Origin of the sequence: Litoribaculum gwangyangense, from assembly GCF_039543505.1 — a bacterium.
In the GTDB taxonomy this organism is placed as follows: domain Bacteria; phylum Bacteroidota; class Bacteroidia; order Flavobacteriales; family Flavobacteriaceae; genus Litoribaculum; species Litoribaculum gwangyangense.
Genome location: NZ_BAABJW010000002.1, coordinates 32,655 through 50,743, shown reverse-complemented (window position 1 = coordinate 50,743; position 18,089 = coordinate 32,655). Strand labels below are relative to the sequence as shown.

The 18,089-nt window shown below is 32.0% G+C and carries 17 protein-coding genes; 15 read left to right on the top strand and 2 right to left on the bottom strand.

Annotation, left to right across the window (positions count from 1 at the left end; all coding sequences use genetic code 11):
* Positions 1-210 precede the first annotated feature (210 nt).
* Positions 211-1,146 carry a hypothetical protein gene (locus tag ABD963_RS05740; protein WP_345275999.1) on the top strand — a complete coding sequence of 312 codons (936 nt, stop codon included), beginning with the start codon at positions 211-213 and terminating at the stop codon, positions 1,144-1,146.
* Between the two features lie 212 nt (positions 1,147-1,358).
* Positions 1,359-2,942, top strand: a complete 1,584-nt coding sequence (locus tag ABD963_RS05735) for a S41 family peptidase (RefSeq protein WP_345275998.1) — start codon at positions 1,359-1,361, stop codon at positions 2,940-2,942.
* 104 nt (positions 2,943-3,046) lie between these two features.
* On the opposite strand, the gene ABD963_RS05730 is transcribed toward ABD963_RS05735, so the two are convergent.
* Positions 3,047-3,292 (bottom strand): hypothetical protein, encoded by a 246-nt coding sequence (locus ABD963_RS05730; protein WP_345275997.1) that lies wholly within the window; start codon positions 3,290-3,292, stop codon positions 3,047-3,049.
* A gap of 140 nt (positions 3,293-3,432) precedes the next feature.
* On the opposite strand from ABD963_RS05730, the gene ABD963_RS05725 reads away from it, so the two are divergent.
* A complete protein-coding gene (locus ABD963_RS05725) occupies positions 3,433-3,894 on the top strand; it encodes a VOC family protein (protein WP_345275996.1) in 462 nt (153 codons plus the stop codon).
* 378 nt (positions 3,895-4,272) lie between these two features.
* On the opposite strand, the gene ABD963_RS05720 is transcribed toward ABD963_RS05725, so the two are convergent.
* A complete protein-coding gene (locus ABD963_RS05720; protein ID WP_345275995.1) occupies positions 4,273-4,674 on the bottom strand; it encodes a hypothetical protein in 402 nt (133 codons plus the stop codon).
* A 435-nt stretch (positions 4,675-5,109) separates the two neighbouring features.
* On the opposite strand from ABD963_RS05720, the gene ABD963_RS05715 reads away from it, so the two are divergent.
* The 12 genes from ABD963_RS05715 (at position 5,110) to ABD963_RS05660 (ending at position 18,054) form a co-directional block, all read left to right on the top strand.
* Complete coding sequence (locus tag ABD963_RS05715) at positions 5,110-5,871, top strand: DUF6090 family protein (RefSeq protein WP_345275994.1); 762 nt, start codon at positions 5,110-5,112, stop codon at positions 5,869-5,871.
* 142 nt (positions 5,872-6,013) lie between these two features.
* Positions 6,014-6,643, top strand: a complete 630-nt coding sequence (locus tag ABD963_RS05710) for a class I SAM-dependent methyltransferase (RefSeq protein ID WP_345275993.1) — start codon at positions 6,014-6,016, stop codon at positions 6,641-6,643.
* 154 nt (positions 6,644-6,797) lie between these two features.
* On the top strand, positions 6,798-7,874 hold the full coding sequence (locus tag ABD963_RS05705) for a DUF4185 domain-containing protein (RefSeq protein WP_345275992.1): 1,077 nt from the start codon (positions 6,798-6,800) through the stop codon (positions 7,872-7,874).
* A 132-nt stretch (positions 7,875-8,006) separates the two neighbouring features.
* The gene (locus tag ABD963_RS05700; RefSeq protein ID WP_345275991.1) at positions 8,007-8,774 is read left to right on the top strand and encodes a DUF6090 family protein; all 768 of its coding nucleotides are present in this window, start codon (positions 8,007-8,009) and stop codon (positions 8,772-8,774) included.
* A 487-nt stretch (positions 8,775-9,261) separates the two neighbouring features.
* Entirely contained in the window at positions 9,262-9,783 is a 522-nt protein-coding gene (locus tag ABD963_RS05695) for a PspC domain-containing protein (RefSeq protein ID WP_345275990.1), read from the top strand.
* Positions 9,784-9,936: 153 nt separating this feature from the next.
* Entirely contained in the window at positions 9,937-10,713 is a 777-nt protein-coding gene (locus ABD963_RS05690) for a hypothetical protein (RefSeq protein WP_345275989.1), read from the top strand.
* A gap of 167 nt (positions 10,714-10,880) precedes the next feature.
* A complete protein-coding gene (locus ABD963_RS05685; protein ID WP_345275988.1) occupies positions 10,881-11,354 on the top strand; it encodes an ester cyclase in 474 nt (157 codons plus the stop codon).
* A gap of 268 nt (positions 11,355-11,622) precedes the next feature.
* Complete coding sequence (locus tag ABD963_RS05680) at positions 11,623-12,378, top strand: DUF6090 family protein (protein WP_345275987.1); 756 nt, start codon at positions 11,623-11,625, stop codon at positions 12,376-12,378.
* 162 nt (positions 12,379-12,540) lie between these two features.
* A complete protein-coding gene (locus ABD963_RS05675; protein WP_345275986.1) occupies positions 12,541-14,214 on the top strand; it encodes a tetratricopeptide repeat protein in 1,674 nt (557 codons plus the stop codon).
* A 198-nt stretch (positions 14,215-14,412) separates the two neighbouring features.
* Complete coding sequence (locus ABD963_RS05670; RefSeq protein WP_345275985.1) at positions 14,413-14,850, top strand: nuclear transport factor 2 family protein; 438 nt, start codon at positions 14,413-14,415, stop codon at positions 14,848-14,850.
* Positions 14,851-14,949: 99 nt separating this feature from the next.
* Positions 14,950-15,435 (top strand): hypothetical protein, encoded by a 486-nt coding sequence (locus ABD963_RS05665; RefSeq protein WP_345275984.1) that lies wholly within the window; start codon positions 14,950-14,952, stop codon positions 15,433-15,435.
* Between the two features lie 93 nt (positions 15,436-15,528).
* A complete protein-coding gene (locus tag ABD963_RS05660; RefSeq protein ID WP_345275983.1) occupies positions 15,529-18,054 on the top strand; it encodes a PIG-L family deacetylase in 2,526 nt (841 codons plus the stop codon).
* Positions 18,055-18,089 lie beyond the last annotated feature (35 nt).

Below are 18,089 nucleotides of genomic sequence, written 5' to 3'. Positions count from 1 at the left end.
AAATTTTTATAATTATTTGATTTTAATGATATTAAGCATATTAGAATGAAAATACTATGCGTAGCAATAGCTATTACTAATTGCTTACTCCATCCTACTTTTGAAAATCTTGTGGATTTTCTATTTGGTTTGTATTTGTTATATTAGTTGCTGAAACACACCACTAATCCAATACTAAGACCGTTCAAAAGTGTTAAAGAAATACACCATATGAAAAAAACAACGCTTTATTTGATTATTACCTTAATAACTAACAACCTCACTTATGGTCAACAGCATGGCTGCTTTGATTTTACTTGGGAGGGAGCTACCATTTCAGGACGATATATTCCCAAAGCCGCAATGAATATTTCTGTAACTGTTGATAACATGCCACATGAATTTACCATGCAGTTGGATCTTGGGGCTGTAACCACCGAATTGTATGGAAATTCACTCCAACCTTATATGGATGCCTATCCTACACTCAAAGAGAAAATTGATTCGACTAAGACCTTTATGATAAATAATGAAGAACATATTATGTTCGGAGATATGACACTTAAGATGGGCGATTTAGAATTTAAAAATAAAGACATAGGCCTATTTGCAGGATATGGAACTCCAATGACTGCAGACTCTTTAAAAACTAAAACTTCCAAACATATTGGTACAATAGCCCCAGATTTGTTTCAAAATAAAGTATTAATAATTGACTATCCAAATAATAAAATTTGCCTCAATGAAGAGCTTCCCGATGAATATAGGTATTTAGATTTTCAGGACTTAATATTAGAGAGCGGACGTATTATGCTTCCTTTTAACATAAACAATCGCAGAGAAATGCTCATGTTCGATACGGGATCCAGCATTTTTTCACTGCTAACAACAAAAAATAATGCAGAGCAAATATCGGATGGAATAATTACAGATTCGCTTAGCGTAAATAGTTGGGGAACTGATATATCGGTTTATGGAAGCGAAATAACAAGCGAAGTAAAATTTGGTGATGAATCATTGCCAGATACACTAGTTTATTTTGTTGATAATCCGCAATTTGATGCTGGCTTTAAACAAATGGGTATTTGGGGAATAACTGGTAACGCCTATTTTTCGAATAACACTATTATTATTGATTATAAGAATAAAAAAATAGCTGTTAAATAATATAGAGAATACAGTATATGACTTTCAGACTCGGCTAAAGTTTGTTAGGTCGCATGCATAAACCGCTCGTATTAATCAAGACACTCCTCAGTAGGTGAAAAATTAGTTAGGTTCGTACATTGTATAAGAACATAGCAATAAAACAAAATTGTGGAAATCTATAAAATGGATTTAAAACTTTTTCACTACCCCGACTTTTATATTTTAAACAGATGAAAAGACTAATTTTACTCACATTATTACTAATTACACTCATTGTTTCTTGTAGCTCGTCTAAAAAATCTGTACTAAACAAAAAACAAACCTCGACACTTTTCGACATGATGATTTCAGACATTGAATTCTATGATGCAGAAATGATTGCAACAAGAAATAATAATAAAGAGGTCTCTTGGCAAGATTACAAAGGATTTCATAATGAAAAATGGAATAAAAGTGTCTCGCCTAAAGAGCTCAAGCAACTGTTTAATGAATTTAGACGCGGTTATCTTAACGGTCATTCACATCTGGAATTTTTGCATCCAATAGAAAAGACGAACAAAACATATACGGATCTTGAGAGCACCATTAAAATAGGGTATACCTACCCTGAGATTAGTTTCTATAATGTAGAAAATGGGAATAAAATAGTTTCAATTAACAACATACCTATAGATGAAATATTCTGGAATTTCTCGAACTACGAAACCACAAAGATTAGACCCAATGCCGTGCTAAAAAACTTCAGCTCATCTTTCAATCAACGTAATTTACGAGTGGATGGTGAAATGCCTAAAGTGATTTCTTACGAAGATCAAAAAAAGGACTCCGTTTTTTATAACCCTGTTGAGCCATCCAGTGAGGATATATTCTTTGATGGTATAGACCTTGTTGGTTATGAAGATTGGGAAACAATTGAAAAGGGCTATAAAGTCGCTCTTTTGAAAAAAAATGGTGTAGCACTTATCAAAATTAAGAACTTTGTATACATGAAAGGGTTTGGAGGAGATGTCGATTGTGATGAACCGATAGAAGAAATTGCAGATTCAACCATGTGCAAAGACGTAAAAGTTTTAATGCGTGGCTTGCAATCTGTTAAGGATAACACAGATTGCTTAATTTTTGACTTACAGGACAATCTTGGGGGAAACGAAAACACACCATTTGTAAAAATGTTCTGTCCAGCGCCATTTACTGACACGCGGGTGCAGTATCGTAAAACTAAACTTTTCGAAGACCCCGAAACTCGAGATGCACTAAATTATTTCAACCCAAAAGCTGAAAACTGGTATAATTCACTACGTGAAAGCGGTATATATCAACAAGTTTCATACGGTGATTTTTTACCTGTGCGAGGAGACTTTTGCCAAGGAGATGATGAATGCGGTCTTGGAATAATAAAACCGAACAATAATTTGACCTCTATGTTTAACAAAATTATCATACTCACGAATCATGATACAGGTAGTTCAGCTGATGATTTTGCATTTCGGTTTAAGGAGTTTGGAGGCGCATTCATAGCTGGACAACCTCAATCTGCGGATTTAACTTATGCCTTAATCTCTGTTCTATACTACGTTGATGAACAAGGGAATCTAGACCGAGTTTTCTATGGTAATGCTCAAAAAAAGCCAAGTATTTCTGGAAAAGAGCTATTTAAAATTAATATCCCGTATTCAAAAACTATAGATAAGCATGGAAATATGCTACAGGGGAATCCAATGCCTATGGATTTATTAGTCCCCATAACGCCTGAAAACTTTGATAATGTAAAAAGAGATGTTCTTAACCGCGCTATTGAGTATTACTGCAACTAATTCGAACAAGAAGAATTAGTAATTGGAAGCAATAAATGAATCTGAGGTATTAGAACATAAAAAAGAATTAAATTATACCGAAAAGTTAGAATACAAAAAACTGACTACTCAAATGCTAAACCATGATAGATTATTCCTCTATGAGAAACTTTAATAACTACATGCTGTGAATACTCTCTCCCTAAAGTAAAAGCACTATCCCTTAGGACTAAACCAAGTAATTTTATTTCAAAATCCAAGTATACATTTGCAAATATCGAGCTAAAACGCGCGACATCGTTACCTAAAAATAACTTTGTGTAGCTATTCAAACTCCTTAAATATAAAATAATAATGGACGATAATGACATTATCTCTTTATTAAACCTCGACATTATATTTTTTAAATCACCATCATATTTTGGTGGTTCTTTTTATATTATCTTCGTGAACATAGCTAAAAATACGCTTAACATCTACTTTTATAGCATTGAGAAAACTAAAATAGATTATGATTAAAGGACTTTATGAAACCCATTTATATGTTGAAAATTTAGAAGATTCAATTGAGTTTTATACTACAGTTCTGGGACTAAAACTTTGTCGTTTTGAAACGCAAAGAAAAGCTGCCTTTTTCTGGATAGGAAAAGATAAACAAGCGATGCTTGGATTATGGGAAAAACCTAAAGAAGAAATTGATTTAAGACATTTCGCTTTTGAATGTGACCCTGAATGGATTTTAAATGAATCCGTAGCGTTTTTAAAATCTCACAACTTAAATTATTGGAACTTTCTACAGGATAACAATGAAAAGCCAATGGTTTTTTGTTGGATGCCAGCAGTTTCTATATATTTTAGCGACCCAGACGGACATTATCTTGAGTTTATAGGCATTTTACCCGGAAAGACTAAAGGAAATGACGATAAACGAGTCGTTACTTATGAGCAATGGCTTGAAATAAAAGATGAATAAAAACCATTATGCACCAATGTTTACCCACTATTATGAGAATAAAACGAACTCATAAAATACTTTTCGCCTTTTTGACTATCTAGGTTAATGGGTTTACACAAGACGTATCATGTTTTAATGCAAATGGGATCTTTTCAATTGAAACATAATCAAATCGAACTGCATCCATTACATTGCTTGATATTAACAATAATGGATTCCCAGATATTGTTGAATCAAATTCTGGAACTTGGAACTTATATTACCTAACCCGAAAAAAATAATTATGTGCAATAATTCCAAAAATAATTAATTGCATGACCATAGAAACTTGCGAGCATTTCAGTAAAATATTCTATAAATTTTAAGTAATAAAACCAGGCTAAGTTTTAAAAACAATTAAAACGTATAACGAATAGAAATCCCAGAATATTTGATGTCTCTATTGAATCCAACCGCTCCATTTTGTAATTGTATTTTGGCTTTCTTTTTGTGATTCCCAGCTTTTTCAAAAAAAACAAAACTAGAAAGTCCTATCCCTAAGCCAGAATATACCAGAACCATACCGTCATCACAGCCACTAAACAAACAATTATCAATATTAATAGCAGTGCCACCGGCAATCATTGCTACTCCACCAAATAGAGCAATCCAAGCTGCAGTTAAATTATCCTTTTTTTTCTGAATATGAAATTCATATAGTTCCTGAGGTGTTTGATTTAAATCTTTAGTTAATATTTGCCCTAAGGTGTTGTTGAATAACCCTAAACAAAAAATCAGAATAACAAATCTCGTTTTCATAACTAATTTATTTAATGAAAATAAGTTACAACTAAATACTATTTATAAAAATGATATTAATCAGATTAGGTTCATATTTGACAAAACTATAGTTTAGAAGAAAATCAATAATCATTCTTAAAATTAAAAAACTAAATACTTTTTGAATAATAAAAGGTCATTAAAAACATGCTGCAAAACCATGTATAATTGATTGTTAGCACAAACCTAATTAAGAAAATCCTCGCCGATTTTCTATACAGTTTTTATTTACTAAATTAGGGGCTTAAACACGCCATTAATCTTACAAAAAACCATTGTATTCGATTATGATCAACAATTAACAAATGATAAAAATCTTTAGTTTATCGAAACAAAATTTTGCAAAGCAAAATCAAAAGTCTGGTAAAACTTTGGTGGAGATAGCAGCTTGTGTAAAACTCAAAAGCTTACATCATGATCAAGTTCTTTAGAAGAATCCGCCAACGACTACTGTCTGAAAATAAGTTTAGCAAATATGTTATTTATGCGCTTGGAGAAATTATTCTTGTTGTTATTGGAATTCTGATTGCGTTGCAGATAAATAACTGGAATGAGCAAAGAAAACAAAATCAATTAGAAATAGTATATATTGATAGATTACATAATGAATTAAGTAAAGACATCATTACATTTTCAAATGAAATCCAACGACTTGAAAGAAACAACGAGAAAATAATAAAATTTACCAATGCGCTAAAAGATGACATTCAAAATGATTCTCTTTTTGTCACTCTCACTAACGAGTTTATGATATTTGGCACCACCTACCCTATGTTTAATCCGTCAACATCTACATTTGAAGACTTATCAAGCACTGGAAATTTAAGTGTTATTTCAAATACAGAAATAAGAGATAGCATTGTTAAGCACTATGAAGATTATCAATTCGTAGAACTCAATTTTAAATTGGATTATGACTGGGCTACACCTATTGACGCTCCTCTTTTCACCCAAACCGATGCATTAAAATTTGATACTGATTATACGTCAATTCTTTTTCCAAATACCACTAAAGAAAATTTGGCAAATGAAATAATCAAGAACAAAAATATATTTTTGAGAAATGCAGCACTTCACTTTTGGATGAATAAGGATTGCATAATAGAATTAAGACGTATAAAGGAAAAAACAAAAGAGATTTGCGCTCTATTGAAAATAAAAAAACAAAAACAATAGCGATGAGTAGTTACTTGCTCTCGCCTGCCTCTGAAAGTCATCAAGAATTTCCTATTCGGTTTTTCATACTGGACATTAGATATTGAAGTTCTTTAACTAATCTTACAAAAACTAGTGGCTTCAAACACATAAAACCAAATTAATGATGAAATCAGATAGAAAAAAACATTGGGAAACAGTTTATGAAACTAAAAATCCAGATCAAGTAAGTTGGACACAAGAAATACCTCAAACCTCGCTTGAATTCATTCATTCATTCGGACTAAAAAAAACTGCAAAAATAATAGATGTTGGTGGTGGTGATAGCAAACTTGTGGATTTCCTACTTGATGAGGGGTTTGAAAATATAAGTGTCCTAGACATTTCCTCGGCTGCACTTGAAAAAGCAAAAAACAGGCTTGGAGAAAAAGCAAATAAAGTAAATTGGATTGTTAGCGATATTTTAGAATTTGAGCCAAATAACACTTTTGATGTTTGGCATGACAGAGCAACCTTTCATTTTCTCACTGCAACTGACCAAATAAAAAAATATATGAAAACGGTTAGAAAATCAGTGAACGGATTCTTGATAATTGGAACCTTTTCACAAAATGGTCCTAAAAAATGTAGCGGACTCGAAATAAAACAATACGATGAAGAGATGCTAACGGCCGAATTGAAAGATGGTTTTGACAAAATTAAGTGTGCAACAGAAAACCATTTAACACCTTTTGGAACCTCGCAGAATTTCTTGTTTTGTAGTTTTAAAAGACAAATTTTAACCTGTAAATAAATTCTTGGGCTGAAACCATTTGAAACTAAGGGTTTGGTACAATCAAAATTGAAAATTTCACTAATTTTCAACTATTACTAAGTATTTTTAGTAAGTTAGTACTTCACCACGCGCAACTAGCCATAAACAAGCATGTTGGAAATTATAAAAAATCATGAAATTAGTTACGCATTCAATATTATTGATAGTTGTTTCCATCCTTAATTTACAATCCCAGATTCGGTCAAATGATATCCTAATTGAAGTGAACGAGATCGATAATTCCATTTTCACTGCTGATAAATTTTGGAGAGGTGCAGATGGTGCTGCTTCCATTGATTTAGAGAATGGAAATATTCTATGGTTATTTAGTGATACATTTATTGACCCTAAAGGAACAGGTAAGAGAAGTAATTCCAGGATGATCAACAATAGTTTAGCCATTCAAGAGGGTTATTCTTTAGAAAAAGGAAAAATTTCATTTTACCATAAAGGAAGGCAAAGAAAACCAAAATCATTCTTTGAGTTGCCTGGTAAGACCTGGTTTTGGACTGGACATGGAATTCTTGCGAATGATACGCTTATCATTTTCCTATTTGAAGAAAAGAGCTTAAAAGAAGACCCAGGATTTGAAGCCATAGGATGGTACATAGCTTTAATTGACAATCCATTTGAAAATCCTCTTAATTGGAATATCAAGTATATCAAAGGTTCAGACACTTTTGGCGTTATTGTCGGATCTTCCGCTGTTCTAAAAGATAATGAATTTATTTATGCTTATGGGGTTACAGAACCTGCTTCACATGAAGTTTATCTTTTAAGATTCCCTATTGATAAAATAGTGAAAGGCGATATTGCTGGGTTAGAGTGGTGGAATGAAGATCATTGGACCACAAGAACGGAGAAAAAAATAGCTCCATCCCCACTATTTATTGGGCAGACTGAATTTTCTGTTCATTATCAGGAAAATATTCATCAATATGTTCAAATTCAAACTTATGGCTTTGGGGCTGCATCAATAGGATATAGGCTGGCTGAACAACCTGAGGGCCCTTGGTCGCAGCCTGTGATTTTTTACCAGACCCAATTGAAAAACCCGAGGGATTTTGTCTATTCAGCAAATGCACATCCAGAAATACAAAATAATGGATTTTTGGTTACTTACAATGTTAATAACGGAAATTTTAATTCGTTGATGAAAAATGAAAACCTATATTTCCCAAAATTGTTAAGTGTTAAAATTTCTAAATAAAAATTTAATTAAGGTTACCTACGATGGGTATTATAATAAACGTGAAAATATTAATTTCAAGAGTTGTAATTCACAATTCTCTTCAGCTCTTTCTAAAACCCTTTGTGCTTCATTAAGATAAACTATTAACCCATGATAAAATTTTTTAGAAAAATTAGACAAAACCTACTTTCAGAAGGTAAAACTGGAAAGTATATCAAATATGCTTTAGGAGAGATTATGCTTGTGGTAATTGGAATTTTAATTGCACTTTCATTAAATAATTGGAATTCTCAGCGCTTATCTAATGAACGAAATGACGCGTTATTAATAAAATTATCTAAAGAATTGGATTTAAATATTGAACGTGCCGCAGGCCTTGATTCGTTGGATTTAAATAGTGGTTTTAGAAATAAATTTAAATTCACAGACAGTATTTTGAATCTATTAGATAATAACAAAGCAATAAATCATTTGGATTATATAGTAAGTGAACTAATATTTTTTGTAAATACCTTTAACTTAAATACCTCTATATTTCAAGAATTAAAGAATACAGGAAGTTTGTATTCAATAGGCTCAGATAGTCTAGTCGCACAAATTCAAAAGTATTACCAACTTTGTGATAGAGAATCATTCTATAATTTAGAATACAGCAAAAATGTAAATACCCTTAAGTTTAAATGCTCTGATGGATGGTACGATTTTAAGTACCTGTATCAAAAAGATTCAGATGAGGCACTAAAACTACATCCTTGGATTCGCAATCCAAGGTCTCTGGAGTACATTCATTTCAGACAATTCGTAAATGCAGCAAGAAATCACAACAGGTTGATGTCTTATAAATTGAATGGTATAATTCAGGAATCGGAAAAATTAAAAAATCAAATAGCCGAAGAACAAAATAAGAAAAGGATTTAAAGAAAACGAATAGTAATGATGTTGCATTCATAATGACATAGAAGAAAAAGTGAGCAGGCTAAAATTCATCTAGTTTAGGGAGGGAGAAGCAGTATTAATTCCTGCTTAAGTAGGACACTAATTTTAAAAAAAAAAAATGAAGAACCTTAAGAATCTATCTTGCTAATTTTTGCCCAAAGTTCTTAAAGCTATTAAAATTTATTAAGACTATATATGAGATCTTAAAACAAATGACTTAGGTTAACGTATGCTGCACTTTATAACTATAACCTAAGCTAAACTTTTCCTAACGCCAAGGATTACAACTGCATATTCTACGAGTTTTTTTTCTTCACTTGTAGTATTTTCACTAAATTGTACTTGCTCAATATCTAACTTCGAATATAGTTAAGATGCGTCTTACGCCTATTTTGGCTTATAGCAGCTAGTTACCATAAACAATGCAACAAATATGCTTGACGTAACTATTAATATAACAAATCCTTAAATGAATAATCAAAATAAAGATCATTTGGAAATAAAATCAAACAATAAATCTGATTTTGGTTCAAAACAAAAAAACTCCTTATCTCCTAAAAAATTATATAGAAATACCAATAAGAAAGTCTTTGGAGGTGTTTGCTCTGGATTAGCACATTATATTGATATTCCAGTAATATTAATTCGTATTGTTTGGTTAATTTTATCTATCTTTTTTTGTATTGGAATTATTATTTATTTCATTTTGTGGATAGCTATTCCAGACAAAAAACATGTAGAATCTACAGTTGATTCTAAAATTGACAAAACCAATGGAACCAATGTAGTTGTTAAAAATTCGTTTTCCTTTCTTGGAATTATTATACTAGGCTGTGTTATAGGGTTTTTGATCGGATGGGAATATGGTAAATCATTAGGTTATACAGGTAGCGATTCCATTGGAACTTTGATGATTGCAATAACTGGCTTTGTAATTGGTGGAGTTTTAGCCTCAATTATCGGGGTAATAGTTGTAAGTAAAAATAAATAACTAACCGCTAAAAGGATCTCAGAATTTGCTCCTTCTCGCCTTTTTCTATAAATTCTTCGGAATTTCAGACTTGTTACCTACTCTTAAAGTTAATTATTAGAACACATAACTCATGTTATATAAAGACTTTGTAACAGATTAAATAATTTAAGTATGAAAACAAGAATTATATTTAAAATTGGGATTATAATAGTAATCTTTGGAGCACTTTCATTTTCAAGTATAACTAATGAGAAAACAAATTCCTCATCAAGAATAGAGGCTTTTACCTTCTCATCCAATGGCACAAAAACTAAGGGTAAAATCTATTTACCTGATTCCTTCGAAACTAATAAAAATTTGCCGGCTATTTATTTAATAGATTTTACCGAACAACATTTTAAACTGGCAACTGATGAATTTGAGAGAGTTATTGCTGGTGTTCAACAAATTGAAGGGTTTGATGCGTTGGTCGTAAGCTTAGAAAACATACCAGACATAGACGCCGAACCCGATACATTCCAAGAGCAATATGAAGTTTATAAAAACATGGCGTCATTTGTTGACAGCAAATACACCAATAATTCTTCTAGAACATTTATTGGAAAAGGAAGTGAGGGTGGTTTAGTTCTTATGGCTCTCTTCATTGAAAATAAGGAAACTAAAATATTTGATAATTTTATAGTCACTGATCCTTCGCCCAAATACGCATCTGCTATAATAGAATTAATTGAAAATAATAATATTTCGGAAAATCAATCGAACAAAAAGCTACATTATTCTTTCTCCATAAGTAATGATCGTGCAAAATGCATAAAATTAATCAATCTGATTAAAGACGCAGATTTTCCATGGTTACAAGTTCAATCAATTGAATACACAAAAAGTAACTACGAAAACACATACCCTATTTCTTATGCAGCTGGCATAAAATATGTTTTCAATAAATAACATTTGAAATTTAAAATAGCTAAAGCAACTTGTATAATTCCTTAGATTTGATTTTCCAAAAGTAAAATCAATCCCAAGGACATATGAGCTTCTGATTATTTGCTATATTAGATTTATTGTAGCCAAAACATTCAAAAAAATTTAGATCCAATTTGATAAAAAATATTATGATAATTAAATTTAAGACCCTAACAACATTTTTTATAATTATTATCGCCATGACGGGATGTAAATCTGATAAGTCCGAATTCGATAAAATTTTGATATTCGGCCAAAAATATACGGATGCTTGGAATAGTAAAGTCCCTGAAAAAATGGCTTCATTTTACGCAGAAAATGGAATATTAATTGTAAATAAGGGTACCCCTGCAATAGGAAGAAAACAACTAGCTGAAACTGCCCAATCTTATATGGAAGCATTTCCGGATTTGGAACTGACAATGGACAGTTTAACTAAAAAAAATGGAACCTACAGATATTATTGGACTTTTAGAGGAACAAATACGGGATCAAACGGAACAGGAAATAAAGTTAATTTCAGTGGATTTGAGGAATGGACAATGAATGAACAAGGTCTTGTTCAAAAATCATTGGGAACTTATAACGCGGAGGAATATCAAAAACAATTAGAAGGAATATAAAAACGGGGCGCGACAAGGTTTATAGTTCGTTACTTTATATTATGGTTAGGAATATCCTTGTTGCTCAATTGATGTTTTGCTTTTTTAACTAACTTCGTATAAAAAGCAACTAACTCAAGAACAAACACCCTAGGCTTTATCTTACTAACAGTTAACCTATGATAAAATTCTTTAAATTATCGAAACAAAATTTTGCCAAGCAACATCAAATGTTTGGTAGACCTTTGGTTGAGAAAGCAGTTTGTGGAAAAACTCAAAAGTATACCTCATGATTAAGTTCTTTAGAAGAATCCGCCAGCGACTACTCTCTGAAAATAAATTCAGTAAGTATTTGATTTATGCAATTGGAGAAACAATCCTTGTAGTTATTGGGATTTTAATTGCCCTTTCTATAAATAATTGGAATGAAGATAAAAAAGCAAGAATTTATGAAGAGAAAATGTTGACTGAAATTAGAAATGTATTAATAAAGGACGTTTATTTTTTCGAAAACCATTTAATCGGGAGGCGCATAGCCCGAATTCAACGCGCAAGTCAGTTTTTTGAAAATTATATTTTAACAGATTCTATCAGTAGGGACAGTATTAATTATCATTATATTGGCTTAAGTACTGGTTTACAAGTTACTTATAACAGAGGTCCTTTTGAAGCTTTAAAATCAACTGGTATAGACAGAATAATCAATGACTCATTGAGAAATATGATTGTAGACCTTTATGAATTTGAGTTGCCCAGGACTGCAGGACTTATCAAAATTTATATGGATGAATATATGACAAACGCCAAAAAGTATGAAGATTCCTTAAGGGATGATATGCAAATAGATATTCAAAACAAACAAGTATTCTATTACTATAATAAAATGAAGGAAGTGGACCTTAAAACAAATCAATCTTTTTTATCATTATTGTCCTGGGGTTCAAATAGTTCAAAACAGATATTACACCTTTTCAATTCTATCTTACCGAAAATGAAGGCGCTAACAGTTCAAATTGATAAGGAATTAAATCATCATAAAAAGTAAAGACAGCACAAGTGTCTGTATAGTTAATTACTTTTTCTCAGCTTCTTATGTTTTTTATTTCCTAAATTAGGTGACTAATATTATCCTAAACATTTAAAAACACGTCACAAAATAATTTTCACTAAAAAAACCAATAGAAAAATTAACTATAAATAGTCTATCATGAGAAAAATGTTACTTTTTATTTTATTTCAACTAGCCATATTTTCAACTTATTCCCAACATAATCACAGTAACCATTCGGAAGAAATAAATCATGTTATGGCATGTAGAAGTGGCGTAAATTATATTGAAAATCTTCCCACACCAGAACTCATGAATGGTGTTGGATCATCAACATTAAAAATAAAAACGTCATCAGAACTAGCCCAAAAGTATTTTAACCAAGGTGTAAGTCTATTGCATTGCTTTTGGGACTTTGAAGCCTACAGATCCTTTAAAGAAGCTGTAAAGATTGATTCTACCGCAACAATGCCATATTGGGGTATTCTTCACACCATTTTGTTCATTAATAATGAAGAATTTGATGAAGAAAAAAAAATAGCCACGGAAAAACTTAAGGAATTAAGTAAAACTGCCGAAGGATATGAAGCTCTTTACAGCAAAGGTATTTTGGACTTTGTTGAAACGAAAAACCCAGAAGGTTACTTGAAGCAATTAGAAAATATTGTTCATCAATATCCGCAGGATGTAGATGCAAAACTTTTTTTAGCGCTTTTTAATATGTCTGGATATGATGAAAATATGGATCCCAGAAAAGGGACCATCTACAGTGAATATTTGTTACGAGACCTTCTTATCACAAATCCAGAAAATCATGGTGTTCATCATTACTGGATTCATCAAATGGAAAACTGTTGCCCTGAGGAGGCTTTAGAGAGCGCTGAAAAATTAGCAGATTTGGCTCCAGAATCAGGACACATTGTCCATATGCCTGGACATATCTATTATAAATTAGGGGATTACAAAAAGGCACACGATCAATTCATAAACGCCATGAAAGTAGATTCGACTTACATGACCAATCAAAATATTAAAGAGATTGATAACTGGAATTATATACACAATCTCAATTATTTATTAGCCAATTGTGCACAGGATGGACGATATAGAGAAGGGCTACACTATGCTGAGAGATTAGAGAAAATGGTAGCTGTCGCAGACAGAATCGATATGCATCGAGGAGCTTACTTTTATCAAGGAATAATAACGCCTGCCATTATGGAAATGCGCTTTGGCTTTTGGGACAAAGCAGTAGAAAAGTTTAATAAAATAGAAGATCTAGATTCAATGTATGGAAGGAAAGCTATGGATTACAAAACCGCTTTTTCTACTTTTTCCTCTGGAATGTCCGCTTTAAAAGCAAATGATATCCCCAAGGCAAAATCAAAATTAGATCAACTAGATGCTTTGTTTTGGAGAAATTCACAACTAGAAAATAAAAAGGATATATTCGATCCATTCCAATTGAAAACATTATTGGTTACTTCTAAAGAACTAAAAGGAAATATTTTAATTGCTGAAAAAGCATATGATAAAGGAATTGAAATACTAAAAAAAGCTGTAGAAATGGAAAAAAATTTAGGTTATTCAGAACCTCCTTATTATCCAAGACCTACCTTATTAAGTTTAGGTAATGCGTATGAGAAAAAAGGCGATTACCAGAATGCGGAATCCTGTTACATTAAAATACTGGACAAACATCCTAATAGTTCCATAGCTTATTGGGAATTAATGAAAGTTTATAAAAAGATGAAGGATCAGAATAAATATGATGAAGTTCAATTAAAATTTGAGAGCATCATTCAATATGGAGATAAAGATATTTTTAAATAAGATTAAGGGTCTTAATTGGCCATCAAAATACAGATTTTTAGATGAGTTTAAAATAGAGAAAATAACTTATTTTATATTTAGTAAGAAGCGCTACCAGTAAATAATAGTAATTAAACAATTGGTTAAATCTCTTTATCCTAAATTATTGAAATACTTATAACTAAATACAAAATAAAGGGAACATTTTAAATGTTAGTTATGAATCCAATTAAAATTTTTAGATTATTATTCTTCGTTACATTTTTTTTTGGCAATGCCCAAAAAGATAATTTTAATAACCTTGAAATAGAAGTTTTAGAAGCTCAATCTACCCGGATAACAGCAATGATTAATGCTGATATTGAGAAGTTAAATAATATTCTAGACGATGACCTCACCTATTCGCACACAACTGGATGGACAGAAACAAAATCTGGATATCTAGAAACCATAAAGTCTGGAAGAATTAATTACGAAAAATTTATCCCAAGAAACGTAGAAGTAAGAATTTATGGAGAAATCGCTGTATTAACTGGAAAGGTAGATGTTAATTTAGGTAGAACGGATTTTACCATTCGTTTTTTAGAAGTTCAACGGAAAATGGATGGCATCTGGAAATTAACGGCTTGGCAATCTGTTTTAAATAAAGTAGATTAAATATTCTATTTTAACAAAATCTTAAAATGACAGTTTGACGGCATGGTACATTTTTTGCCGGATGATTCATGACTATTTTTTAATTTAAAAAAACTAATCATGAAAACATTAAAAATCATTCCCATTTTATTTTTTTCATTGGTTTTCAATTGTTATGGTCAAAACAAACAAAAAGACAATCCAAACAAAATCAAACCAGATGAAAACATTCAAGTAAACAAAGAATATGATGAACAAGGTAATCTCATAAAGTACGATTCCATTTATTCTTACAGCTATTCATCGAGTAGCAAACTTAATGACAGCATTAAAATGCAATTTCAGCGTCATTTTAAAAACCATTCTTTTTTTAATGATGCTTTTTTTGACAATTTCTTTAAAAACGATTCTTTAATTGACCCATTTGATCAAAGAAATTTCTTCTTCGATGGTTTTATAAACCAAGACGACGATATTAAAAACATGATGAGACGTATGGATTCCATCCAACAAATGTTCTTCAACCTTCAAACTGGTCCAATGATTCCAGCAGAACCTGAAAAAATCAAACCAAATACCGAAAAAACCAGTTTTAAACAGATTTAGCTTAAAGAGCTACAAAGCGTTAAATAAAAATTAAAACCAGCACTAATGCTGGTTTCTTTTTTATATTTGGCTGTTAGTAAACCAACCGTACTTATGCAAAAGTCTATTTCTTTAAGCCTTTTATTATTATTCTCCATTGTTTATTTACAAGCACAAAAACCTAAGACACCCTCTTCCTTACATATTTACGAATCCATACAAAAACTTAATTTTTTGGGTTCGGTATTGTATATTGCTGCTCATCCAGATGATGAAAACACACGATTGATTTCCTACATGGCTAATCAAGAAAAAGCGCGCACAGCTTATTTATCGTTAACGCGCGGTGATGGTGGTCAAAACCTGATTGGTCCAGAAATAAGGGAGCTTTTAGGCGTTATAAGAACCCAAGAATTATTAGCTGCCAGACGTATTGATGGCGGTGAGCAACTATTTACCAGAGCTAATGATTTTGGATACTCCAAGCACCCAGACGAGACTTTGGAAATATGGGATAAAAACCAAGTTTTAAGCGATGTAGTTTTAGCCATAAGAAAATTTAAACCCGATGTGATTATTAACCGTTTTGACCATAGAACTCCGGGCTCAACTCACGGGCACCACACCAGTTCTGCCATGTTAAGTTTTGAAGCTTTTGATTTATCTGGCGACAGAAATGCATATCCAAATTTGGCTGAAGAATTTGGCGTTTGGCAACCCAAACGTTTATTTTTCAATACAGGTTGGTGGTTTTACGGCAGTCAGGAAAACTTTGAAAAAGCCGACAAAACTAATTTAGTAAGCTTAGATATTGGCACTTATTATCCATTGAAAGGATTATCAAACAATGAAATTGCCTCATTGGCTAGTAGCCAGCATTTATGCCAAGGTTTTGGGAGGTTAGCGCAAAGAGGCTCGCAGGAAGAATACATTGAGTTTCTAAAAGGAGAACCATTAACAGAAAACAAGGATGTTTTTGCAGGAATTGACACCTCCTGGAACCGAGTAAAAGGAGGCAAAGCGGTAGGTGATATTTTATATAATGTTGAAAAGAATTTCAATTTTAAAAATCCTTCACAACATTTGCCTCAACTTTTAGAGGCGTATAAATTGATACTTAGTATTAATGATGAACATTGGAAAACGCAAAAAATAAAGGAACTAAAGTCTATTATTGAAATGTGTGCTGGATTATATCTAGAAGCTTCGGCTGAAACCAATTGGGGTACACCAAACGAAATCATTAATTTAAGCATAGAAGTACTAAAGAGAAGTGATGTTGCCGCATCACTTTTGAGTTTAAAAAACTCAAACAGTAAGGTAATTGAAAAAAACCTAATCCTTCAAAATAATGTTAAATACGATTTTAAAGAAACTTTAGAGGTTGATGACGATGCAAAACCTACTACACCTTATTGGTTGACCAACAAAGGAAGCTTAGGGATGTACCAGGTAGATAATAAAAGTTTAATTGGCTTACCAGAAACACCCAGAACTTACCAAGTGGATTTTAACCTTTTAATAAATAATGTTCCAATTACAGTAACCAAAGAAATCGTACAACGCTACTCAAAACCTGATAAGGGAGAGCTCTATCGACCGTTTGAAATAATTACTGAGGCTTCGGCTAAAATTACTGAAAAAGTCATCATTTTTAACACGGATAACCAGCGTGATATTTCTGTAGTTGTAAAAGCAGGCCGTGATAATTTAGAAGGTCATGTAAAAATTGCACACCCAAAGGATTGGAAAGTATTTCCAGAAAAGCAAAAAGTTGAGATAAAAAATAAAGGCGAGGAACAAACTTTGGTTTTTACGGTTGTGCCACCAAAAAGTCAAAGTGAAGGGTTCATTACCCCAATGGTAGATATAGGTGGAAAAATTTACAACAAAGAGCTTATAGAAATAGCTTATGAACATATCCCCTTTCAAACCGTATCATTACCTAGTGAAAGTAAACTTGTACGTTTGGATATTAAAAAGAAAGGTGAAAACATCGCTTACATTCAAGGCGCTGGTGATGTGGTACCTGAAAGTTTACAACAAATTGGGTATAATGTTCGTATATTATCACTTGAAGAAATAAACACAGAAACACTTAGTAGGTTTGATGCTGTTGTTGTTGGTATAAGAGCATATAACACCTTGGATGAATTAAAATTCAAACAACAACAACTGTTTGATTTTGTAGCTAGCGGCGGCAATATGATTGTACAATACAACACCAGTTATAGATTGACTGTAGAAAATTTAGCTCCCTATAATTTAAAATTATCTAGAGATAGAGTTACAGATGAAAAGGCTGAAGTTCGTTTTTTAAACCCTGAACACGAATTACTGAACACTCCAAATAAAATTACTCATAAGGATTTTGAAGGATGGACTCAGGAACGGGGTCTATATTTCCCTGAAGATTGGAGCGACGAGTTTACGCCAATCCTATCCATGAATGATAAAGGCGAAACACCTAAAGATGGCAGTATTTTAGTAGCCAAATATGGCAAAGGTTACTACATTTACACGGCACTAAGCTTTTTTAGGGAGTTTCCAGAAGGTATTTCTGGTGCCTACAGATTGTTTGCTAATATGCTTTCCATTGGGAAAGAAAACTTAAAACTTGAGGACAAGTTAAATGATTAAATATGTCTGAAGAAAAAGAACCTAAACAGCCTTGG